Here is a 16,602-nt window from a genome sequence, read left to right on the forward strand (position 1 = left end):
TCAATCGACTGGAGCAAGGCATGGGCTGGGATTTGGCAACGCCGTTTATCATCGACCTGCAGGTCGGCGCCGAGGACATCGACGGCCTGGGCCACGCCAACAACGCCGTCTACGTATCCTGGCTGGAGCGTTGTGCCTGGCGCCATTCCCAGCGCCTGGGCCTGGACCTCACCGAGTACCGCCGCCTGGACCGCGCCATGGCGGTGGTGCGTCACGAGATCGACTACCTCGCCGCCGGCTACGAAGGTGACGAGCTGCAACTGGCCACCTGGATCGTCGACTGGGACCAGCGCCTGAAAATGATCCGGCGCTTCCAGCTGGTCCGCCCCCACGACGGCGCGACCTTGCTGCGGGCGCAAACCACCTTTGTCTGCATCGAGCTGTCCAGCGGCAAGCCCAAGCGCATGCCCGCCGAGTTTCTTGACGGTTACGGCCCTGCGCTGACAGGGGGTTAACGGTTGCCGTAGGAAACCCAGTAAACTGCGCCACGATTTTTGTTGAGTGTTTCCCATGCAAATTGCTTTGGCGCCCATGGAGGGGTTGGTCGACAACATCCTGCGGGACGTGTTGACCCGCGTGGGCGGGATCGATTGGTGCGTGACCGAGTTCATTCGCGTCAACGACCGCCTGCTCACCCCGGCGTATTTTCACAAGCTCGCCCCGGAACTGCTGCACGGTGCCCACACCGCTGCGGGCGTGCCGTTGCGCGTGCAATTGCTGGGCTCCGATCCGGTGTGCCTGGCGGAAAACGCCGCGCTGGCCGCCGAACTGGGCTCCGAGGTGATCGACCTGAACTTCGGCTGCCCGGCGAAGACGGTGAACAAGTCCCGGGGCGGCGCGGTGCTGCTCAAGGAACCGGAGTTGCTCAACCAGATCGTCGAGCATGTGCGCCGTGCGGTGCCGGCACATATCCCGGTCACCGCCAAGATGCGCCTGGGTTTCGACAGCCCGGACGGCGCGCTGGTCTGCGCCACGGCGCTGGCGGAAGGTGGCGCGGCGCATATCGTGGTGCATGCGCGGACCAAGACCGACGGTTACAAGCCGCCAGCCCATTGGGAGTGGATTCCGCGGGTGCAGGATGTGGTCAAGGTGCCCGTCTTTGCCAATGGCGATATCTGGAGCGTCGAAGATTGGAAGCGCTGCCGCGAAGTCAGCGGTGCCGAAGACATCATGCTCGGTCGCGGCCTGGTGGCGCGTCCTGACTTGGCGCGGCAAATTGCAGCCGCGCGTGCAGGCGAAGAAGTGGTTGAGATGACCTGGGCACAGATGCAGCCCATGCTCCAGGAATTCTGGACTCAATCAGTCGCCCAGCTCACTGAACGCCAGGCGCCTGGCCGCTTGAAACAATGGCTGGCAATGTTGACGCGCAACTACCCGGAAGCGGTCGAGTTGTTCACGGCGATGCGTCGCGAGACAGACCTGGAGCAGGTCAGTCGCTTGTTGGGCATGCCCCATCCCGCGGTCGCCGCGTAACGCATAGATACCACCAGCAAGGGCGCCATTGGCGCCCTTTTCTTATTGTGAAATGGGATGGTCGGAACCGAACAGCGCTGGTTCCCACGAACCTCAGGGTCAATACCTAAGGAATCATGGCCCATGAATGCTCCGATCTTAAGCTCCCCTGTCTCAGTATCCCCTCCCCATCACTTGGTCCCAGCCGAGCGGCCTTCAGCGCCGGAGGTAGAGAAAACCAAAAACTGGGCTACCGCTTTTAATGTCGCCGAGCGACGTTTTGGTGAGAACTTTGACGGCACGACCCATGCCGCCGTGATCAAAATGATGATGGCGACACTGGGCCCCACGCCGGCCGACATGTTCGATCAAGTAACGCCTTCTGGTAGCGGTTACGACGTGACGATGAAGGATGAGTTCAAAGTGCATGTCTCGCAGGATGAATTGGAGCAAGTGGCGCAGGCGTCGCGCTTCAGTGGTGGGGACGCTGAGGCGGTAAAGTCCGCAAACTTCGCGTTGGCAGTCTTTGTGAAGCGCAAGCAGCAAGTCGGCGGCTACGCCAGTTTTGAGGCCGCCTTGGTCAAGACACTTCAGGGCGAAACCACCCTGCGGTGTTTGCAGGGCATGGGGGTGTATGGGCTTTGCCTGTATGTGCCGCCGAGCGAAATGGTCGGCGAGGGCGTAGTGGCGGTGATGGGCACACGCAATTTTGGCAGTACCTTGGTCGTGGGCGGCGTTGGGCACGACCAGGGGTATCCATGCCAGGTGGGTAGCAACTACGGTTACAGGATGTTCCCCAGCCCGTCGCGGTCCAGGGCACCCGTGGATCAACCGCCTGCGAGCGATAAACCCAACGATATATGGGGGGGCTTTTACCAGGGGCAGGAAGGTAATTGCGTAACGGTCTCGGCGATCAAGGCAGCCATGATGCGGTTCGGGCAAAGCCCTCGGGATATTTATCAGCAGGTCGCTGAAACTGCCGGTGGTTACGAAGTGGTCATGCGCGATTCGTTCAGGCTTACGCTTACTCATGAAGAGTTGCGTCAAGCCAAAGGTGCTTCGAGCTTTGCCGGGACTGATTCGGCTCTTCTGGAGGATGCCAACTTCCTGTACGCCGTCAGCGCTAAGCGTGCGCAGTTGGAGGATAACGACTTTCGCGCTCACGAAAGCTTCAAGGTGGCCTTGGAGACGCTTAACGATACCGAAGTTCCAGGCGAGGCATTGCGTCGGCTGGGGCTGAGCGGCTACATGCGGGAAAGCAATGTGCATGAGTTGGCGCAGGGGGCCATCGGCACCCTGGCTGACGGTACGCATTCAGTGGCGGTGATTGACGGTACGCTCGACTATTACGGCGAAAAACAGCAACTGCGTACATCACGATGGATGGACACAAGCCTGCGGGCGTTGAAGCTGGTGTGACACTTACTCCAGCAACCGCCTGAACGCCTCGATCGGCAACGGCCGGCTATGCAAATAGCCCTGAAACACATGGCACCCCAGCATTTGCAGGAACGCCAGTTGCTCCGGGGTCTCCACACCTTCGGCAATCACTTCCAGGTTTAAGCTGCGGGCCATGGCCACAATGGCGCGGATGATTTCTGCGTCGTTGGGGTCGTGGGTCGCATCACGTACAAACGACTGGTCGATCTTCAGTGCATCCACCGGCAGGCGCTTGAGGTAGGTCAGCGACGAATAGCCGGTACCAAAATCATCCATCGCAAAGCTGATGCCGAGTTTTTTCAGGCGGCGCATCTTGGCCACGGTGTCGTCCAGGTTCTGGATCACGATGCCTTCGGTAATCTCCAGTTTGAGCAGGCTGTAGGGCAGGTCGTGGTGATTGAGGCTGCGCTCCACCCGCTCGACGAAGTCGTTCTGGCGAAACTGCCGGGGGCTGATGTTGACGCACAGGCTGAACTTGAGCGGGTCGATCAGGCCGTCCGCAATCAATTGCTGGAACGCCGCGCAGGCTTCGTCGAGGATCCAGGTGCCTACCTCAAGGATCAACCCGCTGTCTTCCAGCACCTTGATAAATTCCGTGGGCGATTGCGCCCCCAACTGCGGGTGCTGCCAGCGCACCAAGGCTTCGGCGCCGATGATCTGGTTGCCGCGCGCATCCACCTGGGGTTGGTAATGCACGCTGAACTCGCCACGGGACAAGGCCAGGCGCAGGTCGGTCTCCATGCGCAGCCGTTCGCTGGCGGTTTTTTGCATGCTGTTGTGGAACATCTGCGTGGTGTTGCGCCCGGAGTCCTTGGCACGGTATAGGGCGATGTCGGCGCGCTTGAGCAGGTCGGCCGGGGTAGAGCCGTGGTCGGGGATCAGCGCCACACCGATACTCGGCGTGACCTGCAAGCGATGGCCATCAAGGAACATCGGCTCCGAGAGCAATTCACGCAGGGTATCGGCCAGCTCCTGCACCTGGCCGCTGACTTCGCTGCGCGTGCCATCCAGGCCGCTGAGCAGCACCACAAATTCATCACCGCCCAGGCGCGCTACGGTGTCCTCCATGCGCACGCTGGCCTCCAGGCGGGCGGTGACGATTTTCAGCACGGTGTCGCCCACCGGGTGGCCGAGGGAATCGTTGATGTGCTTGAAGTGATCGAGGTCGAGGAACAGCAACGCACCGCGCAGGTTATGGCGCTTGAGCAGGGCGATCTGCTGGCTCAGGCGGTCCATCAGCAGGGCGCGGTTGGGCAGGTTGGTCAGGGGGTCGTGGTACGCCAGGTGACGGATCTGCGCCTGGGCGTTTTTCAGCAGGCTCACATCCCGGGCCGTCAACAGCAGGCACGGCATTTCATTGAGGGTGATCGGTTCGACCGAGACTTCCACCGCCAACACGTCGCCGCGTTTGTTGTGCCAGAGCATTTCCAGGTGATGGATACGGCCCTTGATCTGCAACTCGGCCAGCAGCGCGGCGCGCTGGTTTTCGTCGGCCCAGATGCCGATCTGGTACAGCGTGAGCCCGATGGCCTCTTCGGCGCGATAACCGGTCAAACGGCAAAAACCGTCGTTGACTTCGACATAACGGCCGGTGTCGCGCTCGGTGATGGAGATGGCGTCGGGGCTGGAATGGAATGCCTTGGCGAATTTCTCTTCGCTGGCCTTGAGCGCTGCTTCCGAGCGTTGCTGCTGGGTAATGTCGCGCAGGGTGGTGACGATACACGGCTGGTCGCCGACCTTGATCAAGCGGCTGGAGATCACGCAGGTCAGGCTCTGACCGTTCTTGTGATGGACCACGATGGCGACATTGCTCAATGACTGTTCGCGAATCACCCGTTCGATACGTTGCAGGCGCTTGCTGGAGTCATCCCACAAGCCGATCTGCTCGGCGCTTTTGTCGATGACCTCGGCGGCGGTCCAGCCAAAGGTCTGGGTGAAGGCCGGGTTGATCTCGACAAACATACCGCTGTCCAAAGCGGTGACACAGATGGGGTCGGGGCTGGCCTGGAACAGGCTGGCGAATTTCTCTTCGGAGGCGCTCAGGCGTTGTTCGCGCTCGACCTGGTCGGTGATGTCCAGCAAGGTGCCGGCCATGCGCAGCGGCTTGCCGGCCTCATCGCGATAGAGGCGCGCGCGGCTTTCCAGGTAGCGCGGGCTGCCGTCTTCGACCTGCACGCGGTAGGTCAGCTGGTAGTTGCCGTCGGGGCCTTCGCGCAGACTGCGGTAGGCGTTGCGCATGCCTTCGCGGTCTTCGTCGGACATGCCCTCGAAAAACGCATCGAAGGATTCATGAAAAGGCTCGGCTGGCAGGCCGTGCAGTTGGGCGGCGCGGGCCGAGCCGTAGAGCATGCCGGTGGGGATGTGCCAGTCCCAGGTGCCCAGTTGCGCGGAATCCAGGGCCAGGTCGAGGCGTTCCTGGCTGTCCTTGAGGGCTTGTTCGGCGTTCTTGCGTTCGGTGGTGTCGAGAAAGGTGCTGATCAGGTACGCCTCGCCATCCAACTCGACCTTCTGCGCACTGAGGGTGCCGTCGTGGATCTGGCCGTTGCTGGCGCAGAACTGCACGTCCATGGTGATGGGTTCGCCCTTGCGCTGGGTGGCCATGACCAGTTGCGCACGTTGCTCGGGGTGGCGCCACAGGCCGAGGTCCAGGGTGGTGCGGCCGATGGCGTCGGCGACCGGCCAGCCGAAGTGAATCTCGAAATACTGGTTGGCCTCGCTGATCAGGCCGTCGGCCTGGCGGGTCAGCAGCACCATGTTCGGGCACAGGTGAAACAGCGTGGCGAAGCGTTTTTCGGAGTGGCCGAGGGCGTTTTCCCGCTCGCGCTGGTGGGTGATCTCACGGATCACCCCGATCATTCGGCGGCGTCCGCTCTTGTCTGGCGCCAGGCTGCCGTTGATTTCCAGCCAGTGGAAGGTGCCATCGGGCCACTGGATGCGATGGCGCATCGCCTGTTCGAAAGGTTCGCCGGCCAGCACCGCGTGAAAAGCACGGACGACTTTGGCGCGGTCAGCCGGGGCGAGCAGGTCGAGGTAGTCCAGGTCTTTGGGCAAGGGCGTACGGGGGTCGAAGCCGAACAGCGCCTGGGTACCCCGCGACCAACTGATTTTTCCCGTGTCGATTTCCCAGCACCATGCGCCCAGCCGGGCAGCATTCAAGGCTGCCAGCAGTTGCGGCGCACTGTCCCAACTCTGCTCCGCCTCTTGGGGGTCAAGGGCGTAAATGCGGGGCAACGGTGGCACGGAATCGACAGGGTTGCGCATTATCAAAGGGCCTTGGCTCGATGGGCGTAAGGCGCGGTTCTACTTAAACCTTGAGGCCGCACAGCTTCATGCCGGTATCCCTGGCAGATCGACCTGTGCATCCAATAGGCTCATGAAAGCCCGCGCAGCGTTCGACAGCGTCCTTTCGGTGTGCACGATATAGCCTAGCTGGCGACTGAGCTGTATGCCTGGCAAAGCGATACTTGCCACCTGGTCATCGAGCATGGTGCGCGGCAAAACGCTCCAGGCCAGGCCGATGGACACCATCATCTTGATAGTTTCCAGGTAGTTAGTGCTCATCGCGATATTCGGCGTCAGGCCCTGGGCTTCGAACAATCGGCTGACAATATGATGTGTAAAGGTGTTGCCACCGGGAAAAACCGCCGGGTGGCCGGCAATATCAGCCAGGCTGACGCGGCCGTTGTTGATCAGGCTGTGTTCGGGGGCCACGACAAAATCCAGCGGGTCATCCCACACCGGGGTGGCGCGCACCAGGTGGTGGGGATCGGGCGCCAAGGTGATCACCGCCACTTCGGCGCGGCCGTGGAGGATTTCTTCGTAGGCCACTTCCGAGTCCAAGAACTGAATATCCAGCGCCACGTTCGGGTATTCCCGGGTGAAGGTGCGCAATATCGGCGGCAGGCGGTGCAGGCCGATATGGTGGCTGGTGGCCAGGGTCAGGCGCCCGCTGACTTCGCCGGTGAGGTTGGTCAGGGCGCGGCGCGTGTCGTCGAGCACGTTGAGGATCTGATAAGCCCGTGGCAGCAGGGCCCGTCCGGCTTCGGTCAAGCCCACTTCGCGGCCCAGGCGGTCAAACAGGCGCACCTTCAATTGTTGTTCCAGCCCGGCGATGCGTTTGCTGATGGCCGGTTGTGTCAGGTGCAGGCGCTCGCCGGCGCCGGAGAAGCTGCCGGTCTCGGCGATGGCAATAAAGGCATTGAGGTTGGCCAGGTCCATTGTGGTATTCCAGTTGGTAATCCAAAGCATGAAAAATATGAATTTGAGTTATTTAATGTAGCGCCATACCATCAGCCTCACAAGCCAAAGGGTTATTGAAATGCCCAGGGCATAGAAAGACCGATGATGAGGACCGACTGATGGCCGGCAAAACGCTTTACGACAAGCTTTGGGATTCCCATGAAGTGAAACGGCGCGACGATGGCTCGTCGCTGATCTATATCGACCGTCACATCATCCATGAAGTGACCTCGCCCCAAGCGTTCGAAGGCCTGCGACTGGCCGGGCGCAAGCCTTGGCGCGTCGATTCCATCATCGCCACCCCGGACCACAACGTCCCGACCACCCCTGAGCGCAAGGGCGGCATCGACGCCATCGTTGATACCGTGTCGCGCTTGCAAGTGCAGACCCTCGACGACTACTGCGACGAATATGGCATCACCGAATTCAAGATGAATGACGTGCGTCAAGGGATCGTCCACGTGATCGGCCCGGAGCAGGGTGCAACCTTGCCGGGCATGACCGTGGTCTGCGGCGACTCCCACACCTCGACCCACGGTGCCTTCGGCGCCTTGGCCCACGGCATCGGCACGTCCGAGGTGGAGCATGTGTTCGCCACCCAGTGCCTGGTCGCGAAGAAGATGAAGAACATGTTGGTTAAAGTCGAAGGCCAATTGCCGTTCGGCGTGACCGCCAAGGACATCGTGCTCGCCGTAATCGGCAAGATCGGCACCGCCGGCGGTAACGGCCATGCAATCGAGTTCGCCGGCAGCGCGATTCGCGACCTGTCCATCGAAGGCCGCATGACCATCTGCAACATGTCCATCGAAGCTGGTGCCCGCGTGGGCATGGTGGCAGCGGACGAAAAGACCGTCGAATACGTCAAGGGTCGCCCATTTGCACCGGCCGGTGCCGATTGGGATGCCGCGGTCGAAGCCTGGAAAGACTTGGTTTCCGACGCCGACGCGGTGTTCGACACCGTGGTTGAACTCGACGCTGCCCAGATCAAGCCGCAAGTCAGCTGGGGTACTTCGCCGGAAATGGTGTTGGCCGTTGACCAGAACGTGCCGGACCCGGCCAAGGAAGCCGACCTGGTCAAGCGCGGTTCCATCGAGCGCGCCTTGAAGTACATGGGCTTGCAGGCCAACCAGGCGATCACCGATATCCAGTTGGATCGCGTGTTCATCGGTTCCTGCACCAACTCGCGGATCGAAGACCTGCGCGCTGCGGCGGTCATCGCCAAAGGCCGCAAGGTGGCCTCGACCATCAAGCAAGCCATCGTGGTGCCGGGTTCGGGCCTGGTCAAGGCGCAAGCCGAGGCCGAAGGCCTGGACAAGATCTTCCTCGAAGCCGGTTTTGAATGGCGTGAGCCGGGCTGCTCGATGTGCCTGGCGATGAACCCGGACCGCCTGGAGTCGGGCGAGCATTGCGCGTCCACCTCCAACCGTAACTTCGAAGGGCGCCAGGGCGCCGGTGGGCGTACCCACCTGGTCAGCCCGGCCATGGCCGCTGCGGCTGCCGTCAACGGTCGTTTCATCGACGTTCGCGAATTGATCTGAGGAATACCCGATGCGTGCTTTTACACAACACACAGGTTTAGTCGCGCCGTTGGACCGTGCCAACGTGGACACCGACCAGATCATACCCAAGCAGTTCTTGAAGTCGATCAAGCGCACCGGTTTCGGCCCGAACCTGTTCGATGAGTGGCGTTACCTGGACGTGGGCTACGCCTACCAGGACAACTCCAAGCGCCCGCTGAACAAGGACTTCGTGCTCAACGCCGAGCGTTACCAGGGCGCCAGCGTATTGCTCGCCCGCGAGAACTTCGGTTGCGGTTCCAGCCGTGAACACGCGCCGTGGGCCCTGGAAGAATATGGCTTTCGCAGCATCATCGCGCCGAGCTATGCCGACATCTTCTTCAACAACAGCTTCAAGAACGGCTTGTTGCCGATCATCTTGAGCGATGCCGAAGTGGACGAGTTGTTCAAGCAGGTCGAAGCCGACGTGGGCTACCAGTTGACCGTCGATCTGGCGGCGCAAACCGTGACCCGCCCGGATGGCAAGGTGTATCACTTTGAAGTGGATGCGTTCCGTAAGCACTGCCTGATCAATGGTTTGGACGATATCGGCCTGACCTTGCAGGACGGCGATGCGATTGCAGCGTTTGAAGCCAAGCACCGGGCTAGCCAGCCTTGGTTGTTTCGCGATGCCTGATTTGCGGTAACCGTGCGGGCCCCATCGCGGGCAAGCCCGCTCCCACATTTTGACCTGTGAATACAGTCGAATGTGGGAGCTGGCTTGCCTGCGATAGCGCCCGTACAAGCACCCCAAAACCCAAGGAAAACCACCATGACCAGCACCGCCCACACCCAAGTCGTGCAAAAACAATTCGGCGAGCAAGCCTCGGCCTACCTGAGCAGTGCCGTGCACGCCCAGGGCACCGAATTCGCGCTGCTACAGGCCGAACTGGCCGGGCAGGGCAGTGCACGACTGCTGGATTTGGGCTGCGGCGCCGGTCATGTCAGTTTCCACGTCGCGCCACTGGCGAAAGAAGTGGTCGCCTACGACCTGTCCCAACAGATGCTCGATGTCGTCGCAACCGCTGCCAGCGACCGTGGCCTGGGCAACATCCGCACCGTCCACGGCGCTGCCGAACGCCTGCCGTTCGCCGACGGCGAGTTCGACTTCGTGTTCAGCCGCTACTCGGCGCACCACTGGAGCGACCTCGGCCTGGCCCTGCGTGAAGTGCGCCGCGTGCTCAAGCCGGGCGGCGTGGCAGCCTTTGTGGATGTCTTGTCACCGGGCAGCCCGTTGTTGGACACTTACCTGCAAACCGTCGAAGTGCTGCGCGACACCAGCCACGTACGTGATTATTCCGCCGCCGAATGGATGCAGCAGCTCAGCGAGTCCGGTTTGCATGTGCGCAACAGCAGCCGCCAACGCTTGCGCCTGGAATACACTTCGTGGGTCGAGCGCATGCGCACGCCAGAGGTGTTGCGTGCTGCAATCCTTGCGCTGCAACAGGCGATGGGCCAGGAAGTACGCGACTACTACGAGATTCAAGCCGACGGCACCTTCAGCACCGACGTGCTGGTGGTCTTCGCCGAACGCTGATTGATTTTTCCCGACCTGCCCACGGGCGGGTCGCTTGATGAAATGAGGAACGCATGAGCAAGCAGATTCTGATTCTCCCTGGCGACGGTATTGGTCCGGAAATCATGGCCGAAGCGGTCAAGGTCCTGGAACTCGCCAACAGCAAGTACAGCCTGGGCTTCGAACTGAGCCACGACGTGATCGGCGGCGCGGCCATCGACAAACACGGCGTGCCCCTGGCCGACGAAACCCTGGACCGCGCCCGCGCGGCCGACGCCGTACTGCTCGGCGCCGTGGGTGGCCCGAAGTGGGACAAGATCGAGCGTGACATCCGCCCTGAGCGCGGCCTGCTGAAAATCCGCGCCCAACTGGGCCTGTTCGGCAACCTGCGCCCGGCGATCCTATACCCGCAACTGGCCGACGCATCCAGCCTCAAGCCGGAAGTGGTCGCGGGCCTCGACATCCTGATCGTGCGTGAGCTGACCGGCGGTATCTACTTCGGCTCACCACGCGGTGTGCGCGAACTGGAAAACGGCGAGCGCCAGGCCTACGACACCCTGCCGTACAGCGAGAGTGAAATTCGCCGTATCGCCCGTGTCGGTTTCGACATGGCCCGTGTGCGTGGCAAGAAGGTCTGCTCGGTGGATAAAGCCAACGTGCTGGCCTCCAGCCAACTGTGGCGCGAAATCGTCGAAGAAGTGGCCAAGGACTACCCGGACGTCGAGCTGAGCCACATGTACGTCGATAACGCCGCGATGCAGTTGGTGCGTGCGCCGAAGCAGTTTGACGTGATCGTCACCGACAACCTGTTCGGCGACATCCTGTCCGACCAGGCGTCGATGCTCACTGGTTCTATCGGCATGCTGCCGTCGGCGTCCCTGGACACCAACAACAAGGGCATGTACGAGCCTTGCCACGGTTCGGCGCCGGACATCGCGGGCCAGGGCATTGCCAACCCGCTGGCGACGATTCTGTCGGTGTCGATGATGCTGCGTTACAGCTTCAACCTCAGCGACGCGGCCGATGCCATCGAGCAAGCCGTGAGCCTGGTGCTGGACCAGGGTTTGCGCACCGGCGACATCTGGTCGCAGGGTTGCACCAAAGTCGGTACGCAAGAAATGGGCGACGCAGTAGTCGCCGCGCTGCGGAATCTGTAATCTCTCGGGCCCGCTTGCAGTTGTTGCTGCAAGGCGGCCCACTTTTTAACAAGGTGTAGTTGCGATGAAACGTGTAGGTCTGATCGGTTGGCGCGGTATGGTCGGTTCCGTGCTCATGCAGCGGATGCTGGAAGAGCAGGATTTCGATCTTATTGAGCCGGTGTTTTTCACCACTTCGAACGTTGGTGGCCAAGGGCCGTCCGTGGGCAAAGATATTGCCCCGCTCAAGGACGCCTACAGCATTGAAGAGTTGAAGACCCTCGACGTGATCGTGACCTGTCAGGGTGGCGACTACACCAGTGAAGTCTTCCCTAAACTGCGCGAAGCAGGCTGGCAGGGTTACTGGATCGACGCTGCATCGAGCCTGCGCATGCAGGACGACGCCGTGATCATCCTCGACCCGGTGAACCGCAAGGTCATCGACCAGCAGCTGGATGCCGGCACCAAGAACTACGTCGGCGGCAACTGCACTGTCAGCCTGATGCTGATGGGCCTGGGTGGCTTGTTCGAAGCCGGCCTGGTGGAGTGGATGAGCGCCATGACTTACCAGGCGGCCTCCGGTGCCGGCGCGCAGAACATGCGTGAGCTGATCAAGCAGATGGGCGCGACCCACGCCGCTGTCGCCGATCAACTGGCCGACCCGGCCAGCGCGATCCTCGACATCGACCGTCGTGTGGCCGAAGCCATGCGCAGCGATGCGTACCCGACCGAAAACTTCGGCGTGCCATTGGCCGGTAGCCTGATCCCGTGGATCGACAAAGAGCTGCCGAACGGCCAGAGCCGCGAAGAGTGGAAAGCGCAGGCCGAGACCAACAAGATCCTCGGTCGCTTCAAGAGCCCGATCCCGGTGGACGGCATCTGCGTGCGCATCGGCGCCATGCGCTGCCACAGCCAGGCGCTGACCATCAAGCTGAACAAGGACGTGCCGATCGCCGATATCGAATCGCTGATCAGCTCGCACAACCCTTGGGTCAAGCTGGTGCCGAACAACCGTGAGATCAGCATGCAGGAGCTGAGCCCGACGAAGGTCACCGGCACCCTGAATGTACCGGTGGGCCGTCTGCGCAAGCTGAACATGGGCAGCCAGTTCCTCGGCGCGTTCACGGTTGGCGACCAACTGCTGTGGGGCGCGGCTGAACCGCTGCGTCGCATGCTGCGGATCTTGCTGGAGCGTTGATCGCTTGAGGCAACCAAGAAACCCGCGTTCTGGTGACAGGCGCGGGTTTTTTGTTGTGCTTTCGGGCGCTATCGCAGGCAAGCCAGCTCCCACACTTGAATGTATTCACATATCCAAAATGTGGGAGCTGGCTTGCCTGCGATGGGGCCATCAGCCCCACCACAAAAACTGGCCCAATTACCCCACCACCCGGTAAAGTGCCGCTCCCCCCGCAATGCCCGAGGCAGCCCCCATGACCCAGACCTTTGAAATCGCCGTGATCGGCGCCACCGGCACCGTCGGTGAAACCCTGGTGCAGATCCTCGAAGAGCTGGATTTCCCGGTGGGCACCCTGTATCTGCTGGCCGGCAACAACTCGGCCGGTGCCTCGGTGCCGTTTCGCGGCAAGAACCTGCGGGTCAAGGAAGTCGACGAGTTCGATTTCAAAAAGGTGCAGCTGGCGTTTTTTGCGGCGGGGCCGGCAGTGACCTTGAGTTTCGCCCCGCGCGCCACGGCGGCTGGTTGTGCGGTGATCGACCTGTCCGGCGCGTTGCCGGCTGAGCAGGCGCCGCCGGTGGTACCGGAAGCGAACGCGCACGTATTGAGCGGCCTGAAAAAGCCTTTCCAGCTCGCCAGCCCAAGCCCGTCTGCCACCAACCTGGCGGTAGTCCTGGCACCGTTGCGTGGCTTGCTGGATATCCAGCGTGTAAGCGTTACCGCCAACCTGGCGGTGTCGGCCCAGGGGCGTGAAGCCGTGAGCGAGTTGGCGCGACAAACCGCCGAGCTGTTGAATGTGCGTCCGTTGGAGCCGAAGTTCTTTGATCGGCAGATGGCCTTCAACCTGTTGGCACAAGTCGGTACGCCAGATGCCAAAGGTCATACAGCATTGGAGAAACGTCTCGTACACGAACTGCGTGCCGTGCTGGAATCTCCTTTACTAAAGATTTCCGCAACTTGCGTTCAAGCCCCGGTGTTTTTTGGCGATAGCCTGACTGTGTCTTTGCAACTGGCCGCGCCGGTCGATCTCGCCGCCGTTAACCGCGCACTCGACGCAGCGCCGGGTGTAGAGCTGGTGGAGGAGGGCGATTACCCAACCGCCGTTGGCGATGCGGTAGGACAAGACGTTGTGTATGTAGGACGGGTTCGCGCTGGAGTGGACGATGCGGCGGAACTAAATCTGTGGCTGACGTCAGATAACGTACGCAAAGGTGCGGCACTGAATGCCGTGCAGCTGGCGCAGTTGTTGATAAAAGACCTTGTGTAAAAGATACTTGGCGGCAATTTGTAGATTGATTCTAACCAGGCGCTATGCTTGGCCCCAAGCAGGAACAGAAGCGCGTCGGTGACCTATCGGCTCGCCATGCCTTATGGCAGCGGTTACCAACCTTCTCGCAGGCCGGGGAGTGTTCAAACAAAGGATGAGGCTATGGTTCAAGTTCGCAAACTGGTGTTAGCAATAGCGGCCGCCTCGGCGCTGTCCTCCGGTATGGCGCAGGCGCTGCAACTGGGGGAAATGACCCTCAAGTCGCAGTTGAACCAGCCGTTGTCGGTGGAAATCGAATTGCTCGATGTCGGCGGCCTCACGGCTTCCGAGATCACGCCGAGCCTGGCTTCGTCCCAGGCGTTTGTGGATGCGGGCGTCGACCGCCAAGCGTTTCTGAATGACCTGGTGTTTACACCGGTGATCAATCCCAGCGGCCGCAGTGTGGTGCGCGTTACCTCCAGCAAGCCGTTGCCTGAATCCTACGTACGTTTCCTGTTGCAGGTGCAGTGGCCCAACGGCCGCTTGATGCGCGACTACAGCGTGCTGCTGGACCCGGCCAAGTTTGAACAGCCGGCCGCAACAGCCCCGGCGCCACGTGTGTCGGCGCCGGCCAGCCCCGCGCCGGTTGCGAGCAAAGCGGCGCAGCACACCACCACTTCCCGCGACACCTTGTGGGAAATTGCCGCGAAGAACCGCAACGGCGGTTCGATCCAGCAGACCATGCTGGCGATCCAGGCGCTTAACCCCGACGCCTTTATCGACGGCAATATCAACCGCCTGAAAACCGGCCAGGTCCTGCGCCTGCCGGACACCGTACAAAGTACTGCGCTAGCGCAACCCCAGGCGATTGCCGAAGTAACGGCGCAAAACGCAGCGTGGCGCCAGGGCCGTCGCGCGGCGACCAACCAGGTCGCCGGCAAGCAGCAACTGGATGCCACCAAGCGCACCCAGGCGGGCAATGCACCGTCGAGCACCAACGCCAAGGACAATCTGAGCCTGGTCTCGGCCGAGTCCGCCAAGAAGGGCGCAAAAGGCAAGGCCGCTGACGGCCGTGCCCTGAGCGACAAACTGGCGATGACCCAGGAAGAACTGGACACCACCCGTCGTGACAACGCCGAGCTGAAAAGCCGTGCGGCGGACCTGCAAAGCCAGCTGGACAAGCTGCAAAAACTGATTCAACTGAAGAACGATCAACTGGCGCGCCTGCAAGCCGAGAAGGGTGATCCCGCAGCAGTGCCTGCGGTAATTCCCGCTCAATTGGCCGCTGCCCCGGCCGCAGCCGCTCCGGCAGCTCCATCTGCACCGGCTGCCACGCCTACACCGGCGGCCCCAGCGCCGGCCCCGGAGTCAATCAAGCCTGAAGCCGCCCCTGCCAGCAACGAAGGCCAGTTCAATGACCTGCTGACCAATCCAGTGGTCCTGGGCGTGGTGGGTGGCGCGGCCGCCCTGGTGGCATTGCTGTTGTTGCTGCTGGTGTTGCGTCATCGCAACGCCCGTCGTGAAGAAGAAAAGCACCTGCGCATGGCCCGTGCCCTGGCCGAAGAGCCGGAGTTCACCTCGAACCTCGACCAGGACCTGCCACCGGACAGCTTCGAAGGCCTGGAAGTGCCTGCGCCGAGCGTCAAGCTGGCGGCAGCTCCAGCGCCGGCTCCAGTGGTTGAGCCGGCCGTCGTGGTGCCGACCGTTGCCTCGGTGCTCGCGCCGTTGGCGGTAGCTGTGGCCCCGGCCAACGCCAATGATGCGTTGGCCCAGGCGCAATCCCTGCTCGATCGTGGCCACCTGAACCAGGCCGCCGATGTGTTGGAGCAAGCGATCAAGCAGGAGCCCAAGCGCAGTGACCTGCGCTTGAAGCTGATGGAAGTCTACGGTCTGCAGAATGATAAGGACGGCTTCGTCACCCAGGAGCGCCAACTGGTGGCCAATGGTGACAACCATGCCCAGGTCGAACAGCTCAAGTCGCGTTTCCCGGCGATGGCCGTGCTGGCAGCGGGCGTGAGCGCCGCAGTGGCCGCCGCGGCCCTGGATGCGCAATACGTCAAGGACCTGCTGGAAGACAAACCCGCCGCGCCGACGCCAGAGCCGGAAGCCTTCGACACTGATTTCGACCTGAGCCTGGATGACCTGGAAGCGGCATCGCCTGCCGAGGTCAATCCTGAAGATGTACTGAGTTTCGAATCCGTGCTGCAGCAACAAGCTGAAGCGAAAGCCAGCCCGGACGACCTGTCGGACTTCGACCTCGACCTGCAATTGGATGCTCCGGCGTCTGCGCAGTCCGATGACGATTTCCTGTCCGGTTTTGAAGAACAGATGCAGGGCGTACCTGGAGTCGAACCACCAACCCTGGCGCCTGCCGCACTGGATGATTTCGAGCTGCCGGAAGACTTCGATCTATCCCTGGCCGATGAGCCAGAAACAGCCGCCAAGCCGGACGCCTTCGCGTCCGAGCTGGACGACGTCAATGCCGAGTTGGACCGTTTGTCCCAGAGCCTGGAGCATCCATCCATCGAGCCGTCCTTTACCGCAGAAGACGCGGCGTTGGGGGGCGATGAGCCGGAATTCGACTTCCTGTCGGGCACCGATGAGGTGGCGACCAAGCTGGATCTGGCCCAGGCCTATATCGACATGGGCGATGCGGATGGCGCGCGGGATATCTTGTCCGAGGTGCTGACCGAAGGTGACGAATCCCAGCGTGGTGAGGCCAAGGAAATGCTCGGCCGCATTTAAAGGGCAGCGATAGTCAACTGGTTGGGCTCGCCCGCCAGTTATCACAGATGCAGCTGAACCTCCGCCATCGCAGGCAAGCCAGCTCCCACAGTTTGATG

Annotated in this window: 12 protein-coding genes; 10 read left to right on the plus strand and 2 right to left on the minus strand. The window is 61.7% G+C overall.

Annotated features, from left to right (window positions below; genetic code table 11):
• Positions 1 to 20 precede the first annotated feature (20 nt).
• From ACU688_RS04310 to ACU688_RS04320, 3 genes are all read left to right on the plus strand, one after another.
• Positions 21 to 455, plus strand: a complete 435-nt coding sequence (locus ACU688_RS04310; protein ID WP_448183766.1) for an acyl-CoA thioesterase — start codon at positions 21 to 23, stop codon at positions 453 to 455.
• A gap of 55 nt (positions 456 to 510) precedes the next feature.
• A complete protein-coding gene (locus ACU688_RS04315) occupies positions 511 to 1,473 on the plus strand; it encodes a tRNA dihydrouridine synthase (RefSeq protein ID WP_448183767.1) in 963 nt (320 codons plus the stop codon).
• Positions 1,474 to 1,596: 123 nt separating this feature from the next.
• Entirely contained in the window at positions 1,597 to 2,871 is a 1,275-nt protein-coding gene (locus ACU688_RS04320; protein WP_448183768.1) for a hypothetical protein, read from the plus strand.
• A gap of 3 nt (positions 2,872 to 2,874) precedes the next feature.
• Here ACU688_RS04320 and ACU688_RS04325 read toward each other — a convergent pair whose 3' ends face one another.
• Both ACU688_RS04325 and ACU688_RS04330 read right to left on the minus strand, forming a co-directional pair.
• Positions 2,875 to 6,153, minus strand: coding sequence for a sensor domain-containing protein (locus ACU688_RS04325; RefSeq protein WP_448183769.1), 3,279 nt, complete (start codon positions 6,151 to 6,153; stop codon positions 2,875 to 2,877).
• A gap of 66 nt (positions 6,154 to 6,219) precedes the next feature.
• Complete coding sequence (locus tag ACU688_RS04330; protein WP_448183770.1) at positions 6,220 to 7,110, minus strand: LysR family transcriptional regulator; 891 nt, start codon at positions 7,108 to 7,110, stop codon at positions 6,220 to 6,222.
• A gap of 140 nt (positions 7,111 to 7,250) precedes the next feature.
• Between ACU688_RS04330 and leuC the strand changes: the two genes are divergently transcribed.
• The 7 genes from leuC to ACU688_RS04365 all read left to right on the plus strand — a co-directional run bounded on the left by leuC (position 7,251) and on the right by ACU688_RS04365 (position 16,504).
• The gene (gene leuC, locus ACU688_RS04335; RefSeq protein ID WP_124525733.1) at positions 7,251 to 8,669 is read left to right on the plus strand and encodes a 3-isopropylmalate dehydratase large subunit; all 1,419 of its coding nucleotides are present in this window, start codon (positions 7,251 to 7,253) and stop codon (positions 8,667 to 8,669) included.
• A 10-nt stretch (positions 8,670 to 8,679) separates the two neighbouring features.
• Positions 8,680 to 9,324, plus strand: coding sequence for a 3-isopropylmalate dehydratase small subunit (leuD, locus tag ACU688_RS04340; RefSeq protein ID WP_003234333.1), 645 nt, complete (start codon positions 8,680 to 8,682; stop codon positions 9,322 to 9,324).
• Between the two features lie 135 nt (positions 9,325 to 9,459).
• Positions 9,460 to 10,224, plus strand: a complete 765-nt coding sequence (locus tag ACU688_RS04345) for a class I SAM-dependent methyltransferase (RefSeq protein WP_448183771.1) — start codon at positions 9,460 to 9,462, stop codon at positions 10,222 to 10,224.
• A gap of 53 nt (positions 10,225 to 10,277) precedes the next feature.
• The gene (leuB, locus tag ACU688_RS04350; RefSeq protein WP_017737859.1) at positions 10,278 to 11,360 is read left to right on the plus strand and encodes a 3-isopropylmalate dehydrogenase; all 1,083 of its coding nucleotides are present in this window, start codon (positions 10,278 to 10,280) and stop codon (positions 11,358 to 11,360) included.
• Positions 11,361 to 11,424: 64 nt separating this feature from the next.
• Positions 11,425 to 12,537 carry an aspartate-semialdehyde dehydrogenase gene (gene asd / locus ACU688_RS04355; RefSeq protein ID WP_017737858.1) on the plus strand — a complete coding sequence of 371 codons (1,113 nt, stop codon included), beginning with the start codon at positions 11,425 to 11,427 and terminating at the stop codon, positions 12,535 to 12,537.
• 232 nt (positions 12,538 to 12,769) lie between these two features.
• On the plus strand, positions 12,770 to 13,780 hold the full coding sequence (locus tag ACU688_RS04360) for an aspartate-semialdehyde dehydrogenase (protein WP_448183772.1): 1,011 nt from the start codon (positions 12,770 to 12,772) through the stop codon (positions 13,778 to 13,780).
• A 162-nt stretch (positions 13,781 to 13,942) separates the two neighbouring features.
• Positions 13,943 to 16,504 (plus strand): FimV/HubP family polar landmark protein, encoded by a 2,562-nt coding sequence (locus tag ACU688_RS04365; RefSeq protein WP_448183773.1) that lies wholly within the window; start codon positions 13,943 to 13,945, stop codon positions 16,502 to 16,504.
• Positions 16,505 to 16,602 lie beyond the last annotated feature (98 nt).

The organism is Pseudomonas acericola (SeqCode), assembly GCF_053456465.1.

Excerpts from the sequence above, each read along its gene's own strand:
- ACU688_RS04310 (WP_448183766.1), top strand. The coding sequence starts at position 21 with ATGGGCTGGGATTTGGCAACGCCGTTTATCATCGACCTGCAGGTCGGC.
- leuB (WP_017737859.1), top strand. The coding sequence starts at position 10,278 with ATGAGCAAGCAGATTCTGATTCTCCCTGGCGACGGTATTGGTCCGGAA.
- asd (WP_017737858.1), top strand. The coding sequence starts at position 11,425 with ATGAAACGTGTAGGTCTGATCGGTTGGCGCGGTATGGTCGGTTCCGTG.
- ACU688_RS04315 (WP_448183767.1), top strand. The coding sequence starts at position 511 with ATGCAAATTGCTTTGGCGCCCATGGAGGGGTTGGTCGACAACATCCTG.
- leuC (WP_124525733.1), top strand. The coding sequence starts at position 7,251 with ATGGCCGGCAAAACGCTTTACGACAAGCTTTGGGATTCCCATGAAGTG.
- ACU688_RS04345 (WP_448183771.1), top strand. The coding sequence starts at position 9,460 with ATGACCAGCACCGCCCACACCCAAGTCGTGCAAAAACAATTCGGCGAG.
- ACU688_RS04330 (WP_448183770.1), bottom strand. The coding sequence starts at position 7,110 with ATGGACCTGGCCAACCTCAATGCCTTTATTGCCATCGCCGAGACCGGC.
- ACU688_RS04325 (WP_448183769.1), bottom strand. The coding sequence starts at position 6,153 with ATGCGCAACCCTGTCGATTCCGTGCCACCGTTGCCCCGCATTTACGCC.
- ACU688_RS04365 (WP_448183773.1), top strand. The coding sequence starts at position 13,943 with ATGGTTCAAGTTCGCAAACTGGTGTTAGCAATAGCGGCCGCCTCGGCG.
- ACU688_RS04320 (WP_448183768.1), top strand. The coding sequence starts at position 1,597 with ATGAATGCTCCGATCTTAAGCTCCCCTGTCTCAGTATCCCCTCCCCAT.
- leuD (WP_003234333.1), top strand. The coding sequence starts at position 8,680 with ATGCGTGCTTTTACACAACACACAGGTTTAGTCGCGCCGTTGGACCGT.
- ACU688_RS04360 (WP_448183772.1), top strand. The coding sequence starts at position 12,770 with ATGACCCAGACCTTTGAAATCGCCGTGATCGGCGCCACCGGCACCGTC.